We start from the raw sequence: 18,563 nt of genomic DNA, 5'->3' as shown, positions 1-18,563 counted from the left end.
GCACAACGAGGAACCCCCATGAGCGAGCATGACGACAGCGAAGAAGCCTTCGCCGAGGAAACCCTGATCCAGGCCATCGAGAACCAGCTGGAGGCCGGCAACCCGGCGGCGGCCCAGGCGACCCTCAACAAGCTGACCCTGGTGGGCTACGAGCGCGAGGAGAGCGTCCAGCTCATGGCACTGGTGCTGGCACGGGCCATCAGCCGGCTGGAGCAGGACCAACCCTTCGACCTGGCCTGGTACGAAGCCGCCCTGAGGGCGCTGCCCGAGCTGCCGGACGACGAAGAGGAAACTTGATCCACGCCGGGTTCCGCCGTTACGACAGGCACTAGCATCGCGCCAACCACCCGAGCGCCGTAGAGGTCCAGCCCCATGAGCCCGAGTCCGCTGCGCATCGCTCCACCGCTCCGCCGTTTGCTGTTCGCCCTGGCGCTGTTGCTGCCCGCAGCCAGCCTGGCCGAGACGCTGCAGATCGGCGCCGAGGACAATTGGTACCCCTTCACCGCCTTCCGCGACGGTGCGGTGCGGGGGATGTCGGTGGAGATCGTCCAGGCCGCGTTCGCTGCCGCCGACACGCCGGTGGAGCTGGTCCCCTATCCCTATTCCCGCTGCATGCAGCTGGCCCTCCAGGGCAAGCTGGCCGGCTGCTTCAATACCGCACCGGACGCCCGCATCGCCGAGGCCTATCGGCTGCCCCGGCATCCGCTGTTCCGCGATGACATCCTGCTCTGGTCCCGCGTCGACAAGGCCACCCCGGTGGACGACCTGCAGCGCCTGGAAGGCGCACGGGTGGCGGTCACCATCGGCTACGAGTACGGCGCGCCCTTCGATGCCCTGCGTGGCCTGGAGCGGGTCCCGGTGCGCAAGGACATCAATGGCTTCCTCATGCTCCAGCACGGGCGTGTCGACTATGTGGTGGCCTATCGCGCCACCACCGCCGAGCTGCTGCGCGAATACCCCGAGCTCGTCGGCGCCTTCCAGGCCGTGGGCACCGTGCACCGGCCCGAGCTGTTCCTCTCGTTCTCGCGCCAGGCCCCGGGGGCCGACCGCTTGCTGCAGCGCTTCGACCAGGGCATGCAGCGCATCCAGGAAGACGGCCGCTACCAGGCAATCCTTGACCGCTGGCAATACGGCGAGCCGATCTACCCGGCAGACTGAGCCGGGCGGACTACACTGATCCGTCACACCCGCCCGCACGAAGGCGGGCCCACCAGAAGCCCAGGAGTCACCATGTCGTATACCCCCGAGCTGATCGCCGAGTTGGAACTGCTGACCCTGTTCAACCTGGACAACACCCAGGAAGGACTCAAGGTGCACAACACCGCCTCATCCGCGGTCATAGGCGCGGTCACCCGCCTGCACCAGAAAAAACTGATCACCCTGCCCGATGGCGGCTACCTCACCAGCCTGGGGCTGGATGCCGCCGAACACGCCCAAAGCCTGCTCACCATCCTCACCACAGAACCCGTTACCTCAAGCTGAACCGCGTCCGCGCCGATAACCCGGGCACAACCCTGCCCGGCCGCTTCGCCGGCTGGTAGGCTGTGCCCATCCATCCGGCAGAAGCTCCATGACGCGCACCCAGGAAATCCGCCCCGACATCGATGACGGCATCGACCGCAAGGTCCTCGCGCAGTTGCGTGCGCGCTTCCTCAAGGTCAACAGCGGTCGCCTGGAACGCGCCATGCAGGGCCTTTCCACGCGCCAGCAGTTGGTCCTGCGCCTGCTGCCGCTGCTGTTCCACGTCAACCACCCGCTGCTGCCCGGCTACGTCTCGGGGCAGACCCCGGCCGGCCTGGCCAACTACGAGCCGGATGAGAACGAGCTGGCCGAAGTCCAGCGGCTGACCCGCTCCTTTGCCTACAAGGCCCGCCGGGGCAACCCGCCGATGCCCATCCACGGCCTGTTCCTCATGGGCAGCCTGGGCACGGTGGCGCAGGCCGAGCAGAGCGACATGGACCTGTGGGTCTGCCATGCACCGGACCTCTCCGCCAGCGAAGTGGCCGAACTGCGGCGCAAGTGCGAGCTGCTGGAGGCCTGGGCGGCGACCCTGGGCACCGAGGCGCACTTCTTCCTCATCGACCCCAAGCGCTTCGTGGTCGGCGACCGCGAGGCGCAGCTCACCTCCGACGATTGCGGCACCACCCAGCACTACCTGTTGCTGGACGAGTTCTATCGCACCGCCATCTGGCTGGCCGGGCGCACGCCCCTGTGGTGGCTGGTGCCGGTCTATGAGGAAGGGCGCTACGCCGAGTACACCGAGAAACTGCTGTCGCGCCGTTTCATCCGCGCCGACGAAGTGCTCGACCTGGGGCACCTGGCGCATATCCCTGTAGGCGAGTTCATCGGTGCGGGCATGTGGCAGCTGTTCAAGGGTATCGAGTCGCCCTACAAGTCGGTGCTCAAGCTGCTGCTCACCGAGGTCTACGCCAGCGAGCATCCCCAGGTGCATTGCCTGTCGCTGCGTTTCAAGCAGGCGGTCTACGCCAATCATCTGGACCTCGATGAACTCGACCCCTACATAGTCGTGTACCGCCGCCTGGAGGAATACCTCACCGCCCGCGGCGACCGCGAGCGCCTGGAGCTGATCCGGCGCTGCCTGTACCTGAAGGTCAACAAGAAGCTCAGCCGACCGCCGCGCAATCGCCGCAAGAGCTGGCAGCGCCTGCTCTTCGAGCGGCTGACCCGGGAGTGGCAATGGGATTCGCGCCAACTGGTCATGCTCGACAGCCGCAGCCAGTGGAAGGTCCGCCAGGTGGGCGCCGAGCGCCGCGCGCTGGTCAACGAGCTGACCTACAGCTACCGCTTCCTCTCCGAGTTCGGCCGCAGCCAGCACGCGATCAGCTCCCTCAACAGCCGCGACCTCGGCGTGCTTGGCCGGCGCCTCTACGCCGCCTTCGAGCGCAAGGCCGGCAAGGTGGAGTTCATCAACCCCGGCATCGCCCCGGACCTGGCCGAAGACACCCTGACCCTGGTGCAGCACCCCAGCCCGGAAGCACCGAACGAGACCCAGTGGGCGCTGTTCCCCGGCAGCCTGAATGCCCAGGAATGGCGCGACTTCGCGCCGATCAAGCGGGCCCGCGAGCTGATCGAGCTGCTCGCCTGGTGCCACCGCAACGGCGTGATCGACCCCAGTACGCGGCTGTCGCTGAACCCCGGCAGCAGCGACCTGACCGAGTTCGAGCTGTCCAACCTGATCAGCAGCCTGCAGCAAAGCATCCCGCTGCCACTGCCGCCGGTGGGCGAAGCGGCGCTGCTGCGCGCCAGCGCCCCCAGCGAAGTGCTGCTGCTGATCAACGTCGGTGTCGACCCGCTCAAGCAGCACAGCCAGATGAACGTGCACATGACCACCGAGCGCACCGATTCCCTCGGCTACTCCGGCGTGCGTGACAACCTGGTGCTGACCATCGACCAGGTCACCCTGAACAGCTGGAACGAGTTGCTGGTGACCCGCTACGACGGCCCCTTCGCGCCGCTGGATTGCCTGCGCGACTTCCTCAACGCCACCCCCGTGGACCAGTTGCCGAACCTGCGCGTGCGCTGCTTCTGCCGCAACCGGGCCCAGGCCATCGCCCAGCGCATCGAGGAACTGTTCCGCGACGCCCTGGCGCACCTGGGCAGCCCGGACACCACCCGCTACCTGTTGCAGGTGCGCCAGCAATACCACGTGCTCGAACTGCTCCCCGGCCAGGTCAGCCACACCGCCCTGGACGACCTGCCGACGCTGCTGGAACACCTGGGCGAAGACCTGCCGGCCTACAGCCCGCTGTTCCTCGACCGCTACGCCCTGGAAGGCGAGGACCTGGCGCTGATCCTGCCGCTGGGCCGGCCGAACTGCATCCAGGTGTTCTTCCGTCAGGAGGGCGACAGCGCCGAGCTGACCCTGCTCGACGAGCACAACGCGCTCTGGCGCCAGCGCCAGCCGTTCCGCGACCAGCAGAGCCTGCTCACGCCGCTGCAACGCTTCCTGCAGTCGGTGCTCTACCGGCGCAACGCGTTGCTGCCGCTGGACAGCCCGACGCCACCCAGCAACCTGGAAATTCTCTATTACGAAGTGTTGCCGTCACCGCCGCAGCGTGCCCAGCAGGTAGAACGCCGCGCCGCGCCCCAGGCGCCGGTGAGCCATCCGTTCTACGACGTGCAGGCGATCGTCGAGCCGGCAGACGCCGATCGCGTCCATGTCACGCTCTACTGCAACCATCGGGAATTTTCGGAACTGGAATACGGCGGCGAGCTGTTCGCCTCCGTGGCCCGGCACATCCTCGCCCAGCGCAGCGAGGCCGAACGCTACCCCTGCTACATCACCGACCTGGACCTGTCGCGGGTCCTCGGCGAGGGCCATGCGCAGACGGTGCACTACCTGCGCTACAAGGCCGAGCTGGAGAAACAGCTCAACCAGGCCCTGAACAAGGCCTGACCGCCGGGGAGGCGGTCAGGGTCGTGGATCAGCGGTCGTATTCGCCAGCCGCTTCGGGCTGGTACTCCACTTCCAGCAGTTGCAGCTTGAGGGTCTTGCCACCCGGCGCCGGCCAGTCGATGTGCTGGCCGACGGACAGGCCCAGCAGGGCGCTGCCGATGGGCGCGAGGATGGAGACGGTGCCTTCGCCACCGGCGTCCTTCGGATAGACCAGGGTCAGGTGGTAGTCCTTGCCGCTGGCCTCTTCACGGCAATGCACGCGGGTATTCATGGTCACCACGCCCGGCGGCACTTCGTCATGACCAACCACCTGGGCGCGCGCCAGCTCGCTCTCCAGTGCCTGGGCACCGGGACCGAAATCCTCCAGTTCATCGAGCAGTCGCTCCAGTCGCTGCAGGTCGAGACGGGTGATGATGATTGACGGTTGAGTGCTCATGGCAAATCCGGAACTCCTGAATCCTTGGCTCGAAAAAGCGAAACCCCGCCCGAAGGCGGGGTTTCAGAATTGTGGGCCGGTGCATTCGGCACCAGCCCGACCGACACTACGTCAGTGGATGCGCTGTTGGCAAGACCGACCGGTCAGCGCGGCCTGGAACGCACGCGCTGAGCGGCCTGCTCAAGGATCTGCCGGCGGCGATCCGCGCCTGCTTCGTTCCATTCCAGGATCTCACCCAGGGTGCGACCGCATCCGACGCAGACGTCGGCGTCATCCAGGCAGCACCTGCGGATGCAGGGCGAGCCCGGGGAAGGAGGGGCAGGGGGTTCAGAGTTCTTCGAACTCAAGGTCTTCGCCCGCCTGCTCGCGGGTTACGCGGCCCAGCAGCTCGCCGAGAGGCTCTTCGCTGGTGTCGCAGATCCACAGGCTGCTGGCCTGGTCGTAGTCGAAATGGAAGCCACCGGATCGGGCCGCCACCCACAGCTGGCGCAAGGGCTCCTGGCGGCTGAGGATGACCTGGGTGCCATTCTCGAAACGGATGGTCAGCACGCCCGCGCTGTTTTCCAGGTCAACGTCCAGATCGCTGCTGTCGAAGATGTCTTCGACGGCTTCCTGGGCGGCATCGACCAGATCGTGGAAACGCGCTTCGCTCAAACTCATTGGGGGGGTCCTCAGGGAAAGGGTGACAGGTGACGCCGATATTCGCCGGGGCTCTGCCCGGTCCAACGGCGGAACGCGCGGGCCAGCGAACCGGGCTCGCTGAAGCCGACAAGGAAGGCGATATCGGCGAGTTCCAGCGCCGGGTCGCGCAGATAATGCAGCACCAGCTGCTGGCGCGTCTCGTCCACCAACTGGCTGAACGATAGGCCAGCCTCGCGCAATCGACGCTGCAGTGTACGCGGACTCAGCGCCAATGCCTCGGCCAGGCGCTCCAGGTCCGGCCCCTGCTCCGACAGTTGGCCGGCGAGAACCACCCGGGCCCGGTCGAGCACGCTGTTGCCCCGGTTGATCTCGCCCAGCAGCCGGTCGGCGTAGGCATCGAGCATCTGCCGCACCTGCGCATCGGACTGGCCGAGCGGCGTGGCCAGCAATCGGCGGGGGAACACCAGGGCATTGTCGGCCTGGCCGAACAGCACCGGGCAACGGAAGATCCGCTGGTACTCGCTGAGGTCGGCCGGCGCCGGGTGCTGGAAACGCACCTCGGTGGGCGGGATGTCCAGGCCACTGATCCAGCGGCCGAAGGTCACCCAGCCGGCGAGGGACTCCTCCGCCACCTGCTCGCGCTGCTGGGGCAGCAAGGGCTCCCAGCTGTGCACGACGAGCGGTTCATGGCCGGGCCGCTCCGGCTCGTCGGCCAGGTCGACCCGCCCCAGGTTGCCCACCAGCGCCGCATAGCGGGCCTGCCGGTGCAAGGCATCGGCGAGGGTCGCGCAGCTCATCAGCAGGTAACCGAGCACACCGTAATAACCGGGCCGCACCGCTTCGCCCAGGTGCAGGCCGAGGCGCGTGTCACCGGTCAGGCGGATGCCCTGGGCGAGCAGCTCCAGGTAGGCACTGGCGGCGATGCGCTGGTCGCGCTGGCCGAGGATGGCGGGCGTCAGCTGGACGTGCGCCAGCAGCTCGGCGGGTTCGATTCCCTGGCGTGCCAGGTGGTCGACCAGGCCTTGCAGGTAGGCCACCGAAACCGAGCTGGCCATGGGCGTGGATGGTTCCATCGGACCTCCGTTTTTGGGCGCCAATCCTAGGCTTCGGAAGGCTCGATTGGCTAGCCGAAAGCCACGTCCGGCGGCTTTTCCAGCGCATAGGCAAGGCGCCGGGCGGTCGGTATACTCCCGGGCAATTCACGTTTTCTTCAAGGATTTCGCCATGAAGCGACTGCTCACCCCTCTCGTCGCGCTCGTCGCCGTCGCCTGCCTGCTCGCCGGTTGCGGCCAGAAGGGCCCGCTGTACCTGCCGGACGAATCCAAGCCGTCTTCCGCCGAACATTCGCACTAAGGGGGCGCTGATGGACGCCTTCACTTACCGCGATGGTGAGCTCTTCGCGGAGGGCGTGGCATTGTCCGCCATCGCCGCGCGCTTCGGCACACCCACCTATGTCTACTCGCGCAGCCACATCGAAGCCCAGTACCGCTCCTACGCCGATGCCCTGGCAGGCGTACCGCACCTGGTCTGCTACGCGGTCAAGGCCAACTCCAACCTCGGCGTGCTGAACCTGCTGGCCCGCCTGGGCTCGGGCTTCGACATCGTCTCCAGCGGCGAGCTGGAGCGTGTGCTCGCCGCCGGCGGCGCGGCCGACCGCATCGTCTTCTCCGGCGTCGGCAAGAGCCGTGACGACATGCGTCGCGCTCTGGAAGTCGGCGTGCACTGCTTCAACGTCGAGTCCACCGAGGAGCTCGAGCGCCTGCAGGTCGTCGCCGCCGAAATGGACATGAAGGCACCGGTCTCGCTGCGGGTTAACCCCGACGTCGACGCCGGCACCCACCCGTACATTTCCACCGGCCTCAAGGAAAACAAGTTCGGCATCGCCATCGCCGCTGCCGAAACCGTGTACCTGCACGCCGCCTCGCTGCCGAACCTGGAAGTGGTCGGCGTCGACTGCCACATCGGCTCCCAGCTGACCACCCTGGCGCCCTTCCTCGATGCCCTCGACCGCCTGCTGGCGCTGATCGACCGCCTCGCCGAACAGGGCGTGCACATCCGCCACCTGGACCTCGGTGGCGGCCTCGGCGTGCGCTACAAGGATGAAGAGCCGCCGCTGGCCGGCGACTACATCAAGGCCGTGCGTGAGCGCATCGGCGTGCGCAAGCTGGCGCTGGTCTTCGAGCCGGGCCGCTACATCGTCGCCAACGCCGGCGTGCTGCTGACCCAAGTCGAGTACCTCAAGCACACCGAGCACAAGGACTTCGCGATCATCGACGCGGCCATGAACGACCTGATCCGCCCGGCCCTGTACCAGGCGTGGATGGACGTGGTGCCGGTGGAGCCCCGCGAAGGCGAGAAGCGCCGTTACGACCTGGTCGGCCCTATTTGCGAAACCGGCGACTTCCTCGCCAAGGACCGCGACCTGGCCCTGGCCGAAGGTGACCTGCTGGCGGTGCGTTCCGCTGGTGCCTACGGCTTCGTCATGAGCTCCAACTACAACACCCGCGGCCGCGCCGCCGAGGTGCTGGTGGATGGCGAGCGGGCATACGAGGTCCGCCGTCGCGAGACCGTCGAGGAACTCTACGCCGGCGAAAGCCTGCTACCGGAGTAAACCCATGCTGCTGCGTTTCACCAAGATGCACGGCCTGGGCAACGACTTCATGGTCCTCGACCTGGTCAGCCAGCACGCGCACATTCAGCCCAAGCACGCCAAGCAATGGGGCGATCGCAACACCGGCATCGGCTTCGACCAGTTGCTGATCGTCGAAGCGCCGACCAACCCGGACGTCGACTTCCGCTACCGCATCTTCAACTCCGACGGCTCCGAGGTCGAACAGTGCGGCAACGGCGCGCGCTGCTTCGCCCGCTTCGTGCTGGACAAGCGCCTGACGGTGAAGAAGCAGATCCGCGTCGAGACCAAGAGCGGCATCATCGAGCTGGACGTCCGCGCCGACGGCCAGGTCCGCGTCGACATGGGCCCGCCACGCCTGGCGCCCCAGCAGATTCCCTTCGTCGCCGAAGGCGAGGCGCTGAACTACAGCGTCGAGGTCGAAGGCCGCCCGATCGAACTGGCCGCCCTGTCCATGGGCAACCCCCATGCGGTGCTGCGCGTCGAGGACATCGACAAGGCGCCGGTCCACGAGCTGGGCCCGAAGATCGAACACCACTCGCGCTTCCCGCAACGGGTCAACGTCGGCTTCCTCCAGGTGATCGACCGCAACCAGGCGCGCCTGCGCGTGTGGGAGCGTGGCGCCGGGGAAACCCAGGCCTGCGGTACCGGTGCCTGCGCCGCCGCCGTGGCCGCCATCCGCCAGGGCTGGATGGACTCGCCCGTGCAACTGGAGCTGCCGGGTGGCAAGCTGTCCATCGAATGGGCCGGCCCCGACCAGTCCGTGATGATGACCGGACCCGCCGTGCGCGTGTATGAAGGGCAGGTCCGCCTATGAGCGAGCAGCGAGCATGAGTGACAAGCACCAGGAACCGCCTCAGCACCTCGACTCCGAAACGGTCGCCGCCTACCTGCGGCACCACCCGGAGTTCTTCGTCGACCACGAAGAGCTGATTCCCGAACTGCGCATCCCGCACCAGCCGGGCGAAGCCGTGTCCCTGGTGGAACGCCAGGTCAAGCTGCTGCGCGAGCGCAACATCGAGATGCGCCATCGGCTGTCGCAGCTGATGGACGTGGCCCGGGACAACGACCGGTTGTTCGACAAGACCCGTCGCCTGGTGCTCGACCTGCTCGACGCCGGCACCCTGGAAGAAGTGGTCAGCGCGGTGGAAGACAGCCTGCGCCACGAGTTCCAGGTGCCCTTCGTCAGCCTCATCCTGTTCAGCGACAGCACCCTCCCGGTCGGCCGCAGCGTCACCAGCGTGGAGGCCCAGCAAGCCATCGGCGGCCTGCTGGTGGCCGGCAAGACCATCTGCGGGGTGCTCCGCGCCCACGAGCTGGAATTCCTCTTTGGCAAGGACGAAGGCCCCAAGGTCGGCTCCGCCGCCGTGGTGTCCCTCAACCACCAGGGCCAGCATGGCGTCCTCGCCATCGGCAGCCACGACCCGCAGCACTACAAGAGCTCGCTGGGCACCCTGTTCCTCGGCTACATCGCCGAAGTCCTGGCCCGCGTGCTGCCCCTCTTCGCCTCCCCGCTGCGCTCCGTGAGGTAGGCGGCGGGCGACGCACAGCGGCAGGAGTAGACGGATGAACGCCGATCTGGACCGCTACATCGAACACCTGCGCAGCGAACGCCAGGTCTCGCCCCACACCCTCGACGGCTACCGCCGTGACCTGGGCAAGGTCGTCGCCCTGTGCGAGACCTTCGCCATCGCCGACTGGCCCGCCCTCGACCCGCGCACCCTGCGCAGCATGGTCGCCCGCCTGCACCAGCAGGGGCAGTCAAGCCGCAGCTTGGCGCGCCTGCTCTCGGCGGTACGCGGGCTCTACCGCTACCTGGTGCGTGAAGGCGTCTGCCGCCACGACCCGGCCAGCGGCCTTAGCGCCCCCAAAGGCGAGCGCCGCCTGCCCAAGACCCTGGATGCCGACCGCGCCCAGCAACTGCTGGATGGCGCCGTGGAAGATGACTTCATCGCCCGCCGCGACCAGGCCATCCTGGAACTCTTCTATTCCTCAGGGCTGCGCCTGTCGGAGCTGGTGGGGCTAAACCTAGACGGCCTGGACCTGAGCGACGGCAGCGTGCGCGTGCACGGCAAGGGCAACAAGGTGCGCGAACTGCCGGTGGGCCGCATGGCGCGGCAGGCACTGGAGCAATGGCTGCCACTGCGCGCCCTGGCCAACCCACAGGACGGCGCGGTATTCGTCGGCCGCACCGGCCGCCGCCTGGGGCCTCGCGCCATCCAGCTGCGGGTGCGGGCCGCCGGGGTCCGCGAACTGGGCCAGCACCTGCACCCGCACATGCTGCGCCACTCCTTCGCCAGCCACATGCTGGAATCCTCCCAGGACCTGCGCGCGGTGCAGGAGCTGCTCGGCCACGCCGACATCTCCACCACGCAGATCTACACCCACCTGGATTTCCAGCACCTGGCAGCGGTCTACGACAAGGCCCACCCACGGGCCAAGCGCAACAAGGCGAACGACGAATGAGCATCCAGCTGATCACCTTCGACCTCGACGACACCCTCTGGGACGTCGCCACCGTGATGCACGGCGCCGAAGCGGCCCTGCGTGAGTGGCTGGCCCTGCAGGCGCCGAAGCTCGGGCCGGTGCCCATCGAGCACCTGTGGGCTATCCGCGCGCGCCTGCTGGCGGCCGAGCCGGCACTCAAGCACCGCCTCAGTGAGCTGCGCCAGCGCATCCTGTTCCATGCCCTGGAAGAGGCCGGCTACCCCCGGGACGAAGCGGGCACCCTGGCCACCCGGGGCTTCGACGTCTTCCTCGACGCACGTCACCGCATCGACCTGTTCCCCGAGGTGCACCCGACCCTGGAGATACTCGCCAACCGCTATCGCCTGGCGGTGATCACCAACGGCAACGCCGACGTGCGCCGCCTGGGCCTGGCCGACTACTTCCAGTTCGCCCTGTGCGCCGAGGAGCTGGGCGTCGGCAAACCCGACCCGCACCCGTTCGAGGAGGCGCTGAAACGCGCAGGCGTCGCAGCCGCGCAGGCGGTGCACATTGGCGACCACCCCAGCGACGACATCCACGGCGCCCGTAACGCCGGCATGCGCGCCATCTGGTTCAACCCCCAGGGCAAGGCCTGGGATGGCGAAAGCGCGCCGGATGCGGAGATCCGCAACCTGGCCGAGCTGCCGGCCCTGCTCGGCCGCTGGAACAACCCGGGCTGAGCGTTCGCCAGCCATGAAAAAGCCCGCTGATAGCGGGCTTTTTCATGTGACGGCAAGCCTTAGATGGGGCGGCTGCCGTACTTGCTGTCCGGCTTCTTGGGCGGGTCGGCAACCACATTGGGCTCGACTTCCTGCACCTTGCCACCGCGCGCCAGGAAATCTTCCATGGCCCGCGCGAGCGCATCGCGCTCCTTCTGCTTGGCTTCGATGCTGGGTAGTTCTTCGACTTCTACCGCCGCCTTCTTGCCCTTGCTCTTGCCGCCGGACGCTGGGGATTCGCTGTCACTCTCGCTATCGCCGTCATCGCTGTCTTCGGCCGCCGCAAGCTCCTCGCCCTCATCCTCGTCGGATGCCTCGAGCTCGTCTTGTTCCAGATCTTCGTCGCTCATGTTCTACCTCTTGTCTTGCCAAAGCAGGTTAGTTATAGCCCAGCCGCGCCAGCGTGCTAACGCCACTGGAAAAAAATCAGATCGCCTCGCCGTTGAGCGTGGCGACGACCCGGCGCACGCCGCCATGATCGCGGTGTTCGCCCAGGTAAATCCCCTGCCAGGTTCCCAGCGCGAGCCGCCCTTCCTGTATCGGCAGCATCAGCTGGCAGCCCAGCAGGCTCGACTTGAAATGCGCCGGAAGGTCATCCGGGCCTTCATAGTCATGTTCGTAGCCACCCTCGCCCTGGGGCACGAGGCGATTGAAGAATCGCTCGAAATCGCGCCTCACCGAGGGGTCGGCATTTTCATTGACGGTCAGTGATGCCGATGTGTGCTGCAACCACAGGTGCAACAGACCGACGCGACAGCGTCGCAGTTCCGGCAAATTCGCCAGCAGCTCATCGGTCACCAGATGAAAGCCGCGTGGCCGTGCGCGCAGGCTGATCAGGGTCTGCTGCCACATGCACGTCTCCCGCTTCGAACTCGTCGGCGCGCATTCTAGCGCGGCTCCAGAAAAAGCAAAGGGCGCCTTGCGGGCGCCCTTTGCGGCTCGTGTTGCATCTTCTGCAGACGCCTTGCGGCGACAGCGACCTCGAGCGAGCCAGAGCCCCAGGTACGACGGCCCATGGCCGCCTCGACAGGGCCCGGCGCGGAGCCGGGCCATGGCGCTTACAGGTTGTAGCCGCGCTCGTTGTGCTGAGCCAGGTCGAGGCCTACGGTCTCTTCCTCTTCGCTGACGCGCAGGCCCATCACCAGGTCCAGTACCTTGAGGATCACGAAGGTGACGATGGCGGTGTAGACCACGGTGAAGGCGACGCCCTTGAACTGGATGAACACCTGGCTGGCGATGTCTTCGACGGCGCCGAAGCCACCCAGGGCCGGGGCCGCGAACACGCCGGTCAGCAGGGCACCGATGATGCCGCCGATGCCGTGTACGCCGAAGGCGTCCAGGGAGTCGTCGTAGCCCAGCTTGCGCTTCAGGCTGGTGGCGCTGAAGAAGCACAGGACGCCAGCGGCCAGGCCGATGATCAGGGCGCCCATCGGGCCGACGGTGCCGGCAGCCGGGGTGATGGCGACCAGGCCGGCGACCACGCCGGAAGCGATGCCCAGGGCGCTCGGCTTACCGTGGGTCAGCCACTCGGCGAACATCCAGCCCAGGGCAGCGGCGGCCGTGGCGATCTGGGTGACCAGCATGGCCATGCCGGCGGTGCCGTTGGCGGCAACGGCGGAGCCGGCGTTGAAGCCGAACCAGCCGATCCACAGCATGGCGGCGCCGACCAGGGTGTAGCCCAGGTTGTGCGGGGCCATCGGAGTGGTCGGGTAGCCCTTGCGCTTGCCCAGTACCAGGCAGGCCACCAGGCCGGCGACACCGGCGTTGATGTGCACCACGGTACCGCCAGCGAAGTCCAGTACGCCCCAGTCCCACATCAGGCCACCGTTGCCGCTCCACACCATGTGGGCGATCGGTGCATAGACGAGGGTGAACCAGATGGCCATGAAGATCAGCATCGCGGAGAACTTCATGCGCTCGGCGAAGGCACCGACGATCAGGGCCGGGGTGATGATGGCGAAGGTCATCTGGAAGGTGATGAACACGCTTTCAGGGAAGGCAGCGGTCAGGCTGTCGACGGTCAGACCGGACAGGAAGGCCTTGCCGAAGCCACCGACGAAGGAGTTGAAGTTGACGACGCCCTGCTCCATCCCGGTGGTGTCGAAGGCCAGGCTGTAGCCGAAGACGACCCAGAGGATGCTGATCAGGCCGGTGATGGCGAAGCACTGCATCATCACCGAGAGGATGTTCTTGGAACGCACCATGCCGCCGTAGAACAGCGCCAGGCCGGGAATGGTCATGAACAGCACCAGCGCGGTAGCGGTCAGCATCCACGCGGTATCACCGCTGTTCAGCACGACCTCGTCAGCGGCCATGGCGAGGCCGGGGGTAACGAGGGACAAAAGGGCTCCTAGCCCTGCGGCTTTACGCAGAGTCATGTTGTTTTCTCCTGGGGCGTTGGGGTTCGGAGGCTTAGATCGCGTCTGTGCCGGTTTCGCCGGTACGGATGCGGATGGCCTGTTCCAGATTGACGACGAAGATCTTGCCGTCACCGATCTTGCCGGTGTTGGCTGCCTTGGTGATGGCCTCGATCACACGATCCAGTTGATCGTCGGCGATGGCGACATCGATCTTCACCTTGGGCAGGAAATCGACCACGTATTCCGCGCCACGGTACAGCTCGGTATGACCCTTCTGCCGACCGAAGCCTTTGACTTCAGTAACGGTGATGCCCTGCACGCCGATCTCGGACAGCGACTCGCGCACGTCATCGAGTTTGAACGGCTTGATGATGGCAGTGACTAGCTTCATGAAACTCTCTCCCGTATTTGGTGGACTTGCCCCAGGAAAAACGAACCCGGCTCAAGTCTAAGCGCAGTGTCTGGCTTTGTAACGCGTCGAACCGCCCTGGCTCGGCCACTTCGAACGCAGACCAACCGCTTCCGGCGAAACACTCCCCCGCCTCGCCCGACACACCGGTACTGCATCGGTGCATGCGTCGTATGGCCTAAAGCAGAAAGCTTGCCAGCTCCACCAAAAGCGCAGTTTTTCAAGCAGATACTGGCCGTATGCCCCCTCGGCGCCGGAAGATGCCCCGGCATCGCGCACCAAGATGGCGCATCTGACGAATGACCATTGCTCAAAAATTGTGCGCCGCCCATCGGGATCGGCCATTCACCCCGCGTGGTAGACTGCCCGCCGCCTGACTATGGAAGCCCATCATGCTGCCACCCAAAGCCCTGCTAGACGCCCTCGGCGCCCACGCCTCCCGCTTGTTCAGCGGTGATACCCCGCTGCCCCGCGCCGAATTCGAAACCCAGTTCAAAGCCCTGCTGCAGAGCGCCTTCAGCAAGCTCGACCTGGTAAGCCGCGAGGAATTCGACAGCCAGATGGCCGTCCTCGCCCGTACCCGCGCCCGCCTCGAGGCCCTGGAAGCCAAGGTCGCCGAGCTGGAAGCCACGCCCACCCCTCCGCCGAACGAGTGACCCGGCGGGCGGGTGACGCGATCAAGGAGCGATCATGTCCCTGGCCCTCGTTCACAGCCGCGCTCAGCTAGGCGTCGAAGCGCCTGCCGTAACCGTGGAAGCGCACCTCACCAACGGCCTGCCGTCCCTGGCCCTGGTCGGCCTGCCGGAAGCGGCGGTCAAGGAAAGCAAGGACCGCGTGCGCAGCGCCATCCTCACCAGCGGCTTCGAATTCCCGCTGCGGCGCATCACCCTGAACCTGGCACCGGCCGACCTGCCCAAGGACGGCGGGCGTTTCGACCTGGCCGTGGCCCTCGGCATCCTCGCCGCCAGCGGCCAGGTGCCGGTCGCCAGCCTGGCCGAGGTGGAATGCCTCGGTGAGCTGGCCCTCTCCGGCGCGCTGCGCCCGGTCCAGGGCGTCCTCCCCGCTGCCCTTGCCGCCCGCGCGGCAGGGCGCACCCTGGTGGTGCCGAAGGACAATGCCGAAGAAGCCAGCCTCGCCAGCGGCCTGCGGGTGATCGCCGTCGGCCACCTGCTGGAACTGGCCGCGCACCTCACCGGGCAAACGCCCCTCGAACCCTATGCCTCCGCCGGCCTGCCGAACCGCGCCGACGCCTACCCGGACCTTGCCGAAGTACAGGGCCAGGTGGCCGCCAAGCGCGCCTTGCTGGTGGCCGCCGCCGGTGCCCACAACCTGCTGCTCTCCGGGCCACCCGGCACCGGCAAGACGCTGCTCGCCAGCCGCCTGCCCGGCCTGCTGCCGCCCTTGCAGGAGCAGGAGGCACTGGAAGTCGCCGCCATCCACTCGGTGGCCAGCAACACCCCGCTGGACAGTTGGCCGCAACGCCCCTTCCGCCAGCCGCACCACAGTGCATCCGGGCCCGCCCTGGTGGGTGGCGGCAGCAAGCCCCGCCCTGGCGAAATCACCCTGGCCCACCAGGGCGTGCTGTTCCTCGACGAGCTGCCGGAGTTCGACAGAAAGGTCCTCGAAGTCCTGCGCGAGCCCCTGGAGAACGGAGAGATCGTCATCGCCCGGGCCAACGACCGGGTGCGCTTCCCGGCGCGCTTCCAACTGGTCGCCGCCATGAACCCCTGCCCCTGTGGCTACCTGGGTGACGTCACCAACCCGTGCCGTTGCACCCCGGAACAGATCCAGCGCTACCGCGCCAAGCTCTCCGGCCCGCTGCTCGACCGCATCGACCTGCACCTCACCGTCGCCCGCGAAGCCACCTCCCTGGACGACCCCAAGCCCGGTGGCCAGGACAGTGCCAGCGCCGCGAAAACCGTGGCCCAGGCCCGCCAGCGCCAGCTCGATCGCCAGGGCTGCGCCAACGCGTTTCTCGACCTCCAGGGCCTGCGTCGCCACTGCCCGCTGGTGGTGGAGGACCGTCGCTGGCTGGAAAACGCCTGCGAACGCCTCGGCCTGTCGTTGCGCGCCGCACACCGCATCATCAAGGTCGCCCGCACCCTCGCCGATCTCGACGGCACCCCGACCATTGCCCGCCAGCACCTGGCCGAGGCACTGCAGTACCGCCCGGCCACCGAGCCCTGAGCCCTGAGCCCTGAGCCCCGTAAAGCAGGGAAACACTTGCGCCGCCGGGCCACGCCAGGGCCGATGGCATACTGCGGCCCCACCCGCCAAGCCACCTGGTCCACCTCGATGAACAGCCTGCAAATCGGCCCTGTCGCCCTTTCCGCCTCCCAGGCGCTTTTCTACCTGGGCTTCTTCGTCGCTCTTGGCTGTGGCTGGTGGCTGGGGCGCAAACGAGGCGCCAACCCCGAAGGCGCCCTGTTCGCCATGCTGGTCGCCGGGGTGCTGGCGGCGCGTCTCACCTTCGTCGCTTTCTATTTCGCCGAGTACCGCACCGAGCCCTGGCGCATGCTGGATATCCGCGACGGCGGCTTCCTCCTCCTGCCCGGCCTGGCGCTGGCGGCACTGGTGGGCATTCTCCATGTCCGTCGCCACCCAGCCGTACGCCGCCCCTTGGGTATCGCCCTGCTGGTGGGCGCCACGCTCTGGGGCGGCGGCAGCGCGCTGCTGGCAGCCCTGGAGAGCGGCCGCCAACTGCCGGACGTGGCGCTGAGCGACCTCGACGGCAAGCCTGTGGATATCCGTGAACTGGATGGTCGGCCGCTGGTGATCAACCTCTGGGCCACTTGGTGCCCGCCGTGCCGCCGCGAGATGCCGGCCCTGCAAGCGGCCCAGCAGGCCCGCCCCGACCTGCGCTTCGTGCTGATCAACCAGGGCGAGAACGCCGAACACGTGAAGCGCTTCCTGCAGGAGCAGGGCCTGGAGGTGCAGGACGTGCTGATCGACGGCGGCAACCGCTTCGGCGCGCTGACCGGTTCCTACGGCCTGCCGACCACACTGTTCTACGACGGCCAGGGGCGGATGCTGAAGAGCCACATGGGCGAACTATCCCGGGCCAGCCTCAGCCGTGAGCTGGAGAGCCTGACCACCGAGTGAGCGCCCGAGCAGAACGCGACCCAAAGAAAAGGCGCCCATCGGGGCGCCTTTTTCATTGCGGCGGAACGGCCGGACTCGGCGGAAGCGCCCCACTTCCTGGCGCAGTTCCTCGGCCAGGCGGTCCAGCTCCTGGGCGGTCGGCAGAGGGCACGGCAACGCTGAAGAAATCTTACGCACCGTCATTCCAGAAGCGGCCATGGTCGGGCTCGCGGGCAAACCCGCCCAAATTGTCGTCAATGGACTCGGGGGAGGTTTCGCTCATCAACGCCAGGGAGCAGACCTTGCCGATGCAGAAGCTCCAAAGGATGACTACCGAAGCTAAAGCCCAACTAGAAGCTTCTAAACCCTGGCCGGAGGTAAACGCCAGCGTCAGGAACAGCTCACTCGGACACCTCGCTCGCACTTTCTGAGTGACCTCGCGAGGAATCTGGCCTCGTCTTAGCGCCGAATAAAATTGACGCCAGAACCAGCCCCATGCCGATCAGGTGACCTGTCGACATCAACTCCCCCAGTACTAGCAAGCCGATCAATGCTGCACTGACGGGCATAACCCCAGTGAACAGGCCTGCTACGTTGGCTGGCACCTCTGAGATACCTCTGTACCACAGAAGAAAGGAGAGCACGCTAGCAGTAATGGAGTACAGCAAAACCCAACACCATAGCTCTACACTAGGCGTGCTCCAGTCAAAAGCAATTGCTTGGGGAATAGCGAGAGGAAGAAAAAGCAGTGCACCTATGAGGTTAACTCCAAACGCCATAGCCCACGGGTGAACAGATAACGAAAGCCGACGAGAGAAAACCGCAAATAGCGCCTCAGCAAGAACCGCACAAAGTACCAGCACATTACCCAGCATGCTGCTCTTTTCAGAAGAGCTTGCGTCGTGCACGTTTAGCAACGCGATGCCCAGCACAGCAAGCGCGATAGCAGTTGCACCCCGGCCATCTACTCTTTCACGAAGCCATAGCCATGCTAAAAGTGCTATGACTGACGGAAGTGCGCTCGTGATGATGCCGGCACTTGTCGCCGAAGTGTAGATCACGCCATAGAGCATAAAGAGGCTAAAAAGAAAGCAGCCAAAGAAAGACTGCATAAAAAGCCCACCCCAGCTAGACGAATTAAGCCCATGTCGAAATGAGGGCCTGATCATACCAGGGGCAAGAATGAGAGTTGCAATTAGAAAGCGCAACGCAGCGAAGAGAAAAACCGGCAGTTCTGCTACAACTATCTTACCAATACCGATATTACTACCGACCATACACATTGAGAGAGCAAGGCAGAAATAGGCGATTATTGGTGTCTTGTAATTTTTTTGCGGCATAACCCCACCATGCATCTATGTGCTTGCTTGTACAAGGAGCTAA

At 66.2% G+C, this 18,563-nt stretch carries 22 protein-coding genes; 13 read left to right on the top strand and 9 right to left on the bottom strand.

Going from position 1 to position 18,563, the window contains the following annotated elements; all coding sequences use genetic code 11:
• Window positions 1–18: 18 nt before the first annotated feature.
• From PI990_RS01135 to PI990_RS01120, 4 genes are all read left to right on the top strand, one after another.
• Window positions 19–297 (top strand): hypothetical protein, encoded by a 279-nt coding sequence (locus PI990_RS01135; RefSeq protein WP_271659601.1) that lies wholly within the window; start codon window positions 19–21, stop codon window positions 295–297.
• 75 nt (window positions 298–372) lie between these two features.
• Window positions 373–1,158, top strand: coding sequence for a substrate-binding periplasmic protein (locus PI990_RS01130; RefSeq protein ID WP_271659600.1), 786 nt, complete (start codon window positions 373–375; stop codon window positions 1,156–1,158).
• A gap of 72 nt (window positions 1,159–1,230) precedes the next feature.
• Window positions 1,231–1,482: a TIGR02647 family protein gene (locus tag PI990_RS01125; protein ID WP_021218969.1), complete on the top strand. Its 252-nt coding sequence runs from the start codon at window positions 1,231–1,233 to the stop codon at window positions 1,480–1,482.
• A gap of 88 nt (window positions 1,483–1,570) precedes the next feature.
• A complete protein-coding gene (locus tag PI990_RS01120; protein WP_021218968.1) occupies window positions 1,571–4,417 on the top strand; it encodes a class I adenylate cyclase in 2,847 nt (948 codons plus the stop codon).
• 28 nt (window positions 4,418–4,445) lie between these two features.
• Here PI990_RS01120 and rnk read toward each other — a convergent pair whose 3' ends face one another.
• The 4 genes from rnk to PI990_RS01100 form a co-directional block, all read right to left on the bottom strand.
• Entirely contained in the window at window positions 4,446–4,853 is a 408-nt protein-coding gene (gene rnk, locus PI990_RS01115) for a nucleoside diphosphate kinase regulator (RefSeq protein ID WP_021218967.1), read from the bottom strand.
• Between the two features lie 143 nt (window positions 4,854–4,996).
• Window positions 4,997–5,200 carry a DUF1289 domain-containing protein gene (locus tag PI990_RS01110; protein ID WP_271659599.1) on the bottom strand — a complete coding sequence of 68 codons (204 nt, stop codon included), beginning with the start codon at window positions 5,198–5,200 and terminating at the stop codon, window positions 4,997–4,999.
• Window positions 5,181–5,513 (bottom strand): iron donor protein CyaY, encoded by a 333-nt coding sequence (gene cyaY / locus PI990_RS01105; protein ID WP_184488275.1) that lies wholly within the window; start codon window positions 5,511–5,513, stop codon window positions 5,181–5,183. Before cyaY ends, PI990_RS01110 begins: the two co-directional genes overlap by 20 nt.
• Window positions 5,514–5,524: 11 nt before the next feature.
• The gene (locus tag PI990_RS01100; protein WP_271659598.1) at window positions 5,525–6,568 is read right to left on the bottom strand and encodes an AraC family transcriptional regulator; all 1,044 of its coding nucleotides are present in this window, start codon (window positions 6,566–6,568) and stop codon (window positions 5,525–5,527) included.
• Between the two features lie 151 nt (window positions 6,569–6,719).
• Between PI990_RS01100 and lptM the strand changes: the two genes are divergently transcribed.
• From lptM to PI990_RS01070, 6 genes are read left to right on the top strand one after another with little or no spacing between them, the layout of a single operon-like run.
• Window positions 6,720–6,848: an LPS translocon maturation chaperone LptM gene (lptM, locus tag PI990_RS01095; RefSeq protein WP_021218964.1), complete on the top strand. Its 129-nt coding sequence runs from the start codon at window positions 6,720–6,722 to the stop codon at window positions 6,846–6,848.
• Between the two features lie 10 nt (window positions 6,849–6,858).
• On the top strand, window positions 6,859–8,106 hold the full coding sequence (gene lysA, locus PI990_RS01090; protein ID WP_271659597.1) for a diaminopimelate decarboxylase: 1,248 nt from the start codon (window positions 6,859–6,861) through the stop codon (window positions 8,104–8,106).
• A gap of 4 nt (window positions 8,107–8,110) precedes the next feature.
• The gene (gene dapF / locus PI990_RS01085; RefSeq protein ID WP_021218962.1) at window positions 8,111–8,941 is read left to right on the top strand and encodes a diaminopimelate epimerase; all 831 of its coding nucleotides are present in this window, start codon (window positions 8,111–8,113) and stop codon (window positions 8,939–8,941) included.
• A gap of 13 nt (window positions 8,942–8,954) precedes the next feature.
• On the top strand, window positions 8,955–9,656 hold the full coding sequence (locus PI990_RS01080; protein WP_021218961.1) for a DUF484 family protein: 702 nt from the start codon (window positions 8,955–8,957) through the stop codon (window positions 9,654–9,656).
• 34 nt (window positions 9,657–9,690) lie between these two features.
• On the top strand, window positions 9,691–10,590 hold the full coding sequence (xerC, locus tag PI990_RS01075; protein WP_043241106.1) for a tyrosine recombinase XerC: 900 nt from the start codon (window positions 9,691–9,693) through the stop codon (window positions 10,588–10,590).
• Window positions 10,587–11,291 carry an HAD family hydrolase gene (locus PI990_RS01070; RefSeq protein ID WP_043241104.1) on the top strand — a complete coding sequence of 235 codons (705 nt, stop codon included), beginning with the start codon at window positions 10,587–10,589 and terminating at the stop codon, window positions 11,289–11,291. The genes xerC and PI990_RS01070 overlap by 4 nt, the downstream gene beginning before the upstream one ends.
• Window positions 11,292–11,350: 59 nt before the next feature.
• On the opposite strand, the gene sutA is transcribed toward PI990_RS01070, so the two are convergent.
• The 4 genes from sutA to glnK all read right to left on the bottom strand — a co-directional run bounded on the left by sutA (window position 11,351) and on the right by glnK (window position 14,081).
• Entirely contained in the window at window positions 11,351–11,680 is a 330-nt protein-coding gene (gene sutA / locus PI990_RS01065; RefSeq protein ID WP_043241102.1) for a transcriptional regulator SutA, read from the bottom strand.
• Between the two features lie 76 nt (window positions 11,681–11,756).
• Window positions 11,757–12,182 carry a secondary thiamine-phosphate synthase enzyme YjbQ gene (locus PI990_RS01060; RefSeq protein WP_043241100.1) on the bottom strand — a complete coding sequence of 142 codons (426 nt, stop codon included), beginning with the start codon at window positions 12,180–12,182 and terminating at the stop codon, window positions 11,757–11,759.
• A 206-nt stretch (window positions 12,183–12,388) separates the two neighbouring features.
• Window positions 12,389–13,708, bottom strand: coding sequence for an ammonium transporter (locus PI990_RS01055; RefSeq protein WP_271659596.1), 1,320 nt, complete (start codon window positions 13,706–13,708; stop codon window positions 12,389–12,391).
• Between the two features lie 34 nt (window positions 13,709–13,742).
• Complete coding sequence (gene glnK / locus PI990_RS01050; RefSeq protein WP_003457590.1) at window positions 13,743–14,081, bottom strand: P-II family nitrogen regulator; 339 nt, start codon at window positions 14,079–14,081, stop codon at window positions 13,743–13,745.
• A gap of 410 nt (window positions 14,082–14,491) precedes the next feature.
• Between glnK and PI990_RS01045 the strand changes: the two genes are divergently transcribed.
• From PI990_RS01045 to PI990_RS01035, 3 genes are all read left to right on the top strand, one after another.
• Window positions 14,492–14,755, top strand: coding sequence for an accessory factor UbiK family protein (locus tag PI990_RS01045; RefSeq protein WP_021218955.1), 264 nt, complete (start codon window positions 14,492–14,494; stop codon window positions 14,753–14,755).
• A 34-nt stretch (window positions 14,756–14,789) separates the two neighbouring features.
• On the top strand, window positions 14,790–16,286 hold the full coding sequence (locus tag PI990_RS01040; RefSeq protein WP_271659595.1) for a YifB family Mg chelatase-like AAA ATPase: 1,497 nt from the start codon (window positions 14,790–14,792) through the stop codon (window positions 16,284–16,286).
• Window positions 16,287–16,394: 108 nt separating this feature from the next.
• Complete coding sequence (locus PI990_RS01035) at window positions 16,395–17,201, top strand: TlpA disulfide reductase family protein (RefSeq protein WP_271659594.1); 807 nt, start codon at window positions 16,395–16,397, stop codon at window positions 17,199–17,201.
• A gap of 380 nt (window positions 17,202–17,581) precedes the next feature.
• On the opposite strand, the gene PI990_RS01030 is transcribed toward PI990_RS01035, so the two are convergent.
• Window positions 17,582–18,520 carry a DMT family transporter gene (locus tag PI990_RS01030; protein ID WP_271659593.1) on the bottom strand — a complete coding sequence of 313 codons (939 nt, stop codon included), beginning with the start codon at window positions 18,518–18,520 and terminating at the stop codon, window positions 17,582–17,584.
• Window positions 18,521–18,563: the final 43 nt, after the last annotated feature.

This window comes from Pseudomonas sp. TUM22785, assembly GCF_028198105.1.
Taxonomy (GTDB): domain Bacteria; phylum Pseudomonadota; class Gammaproteobacteria; order Pseudomonadales; family Pseudomonadaceae; genus Metapseudomonas; species Metapseudomonas solani.
This window is presented reverse-complemented; position numbering and strand designations above follow the sequence as displayed.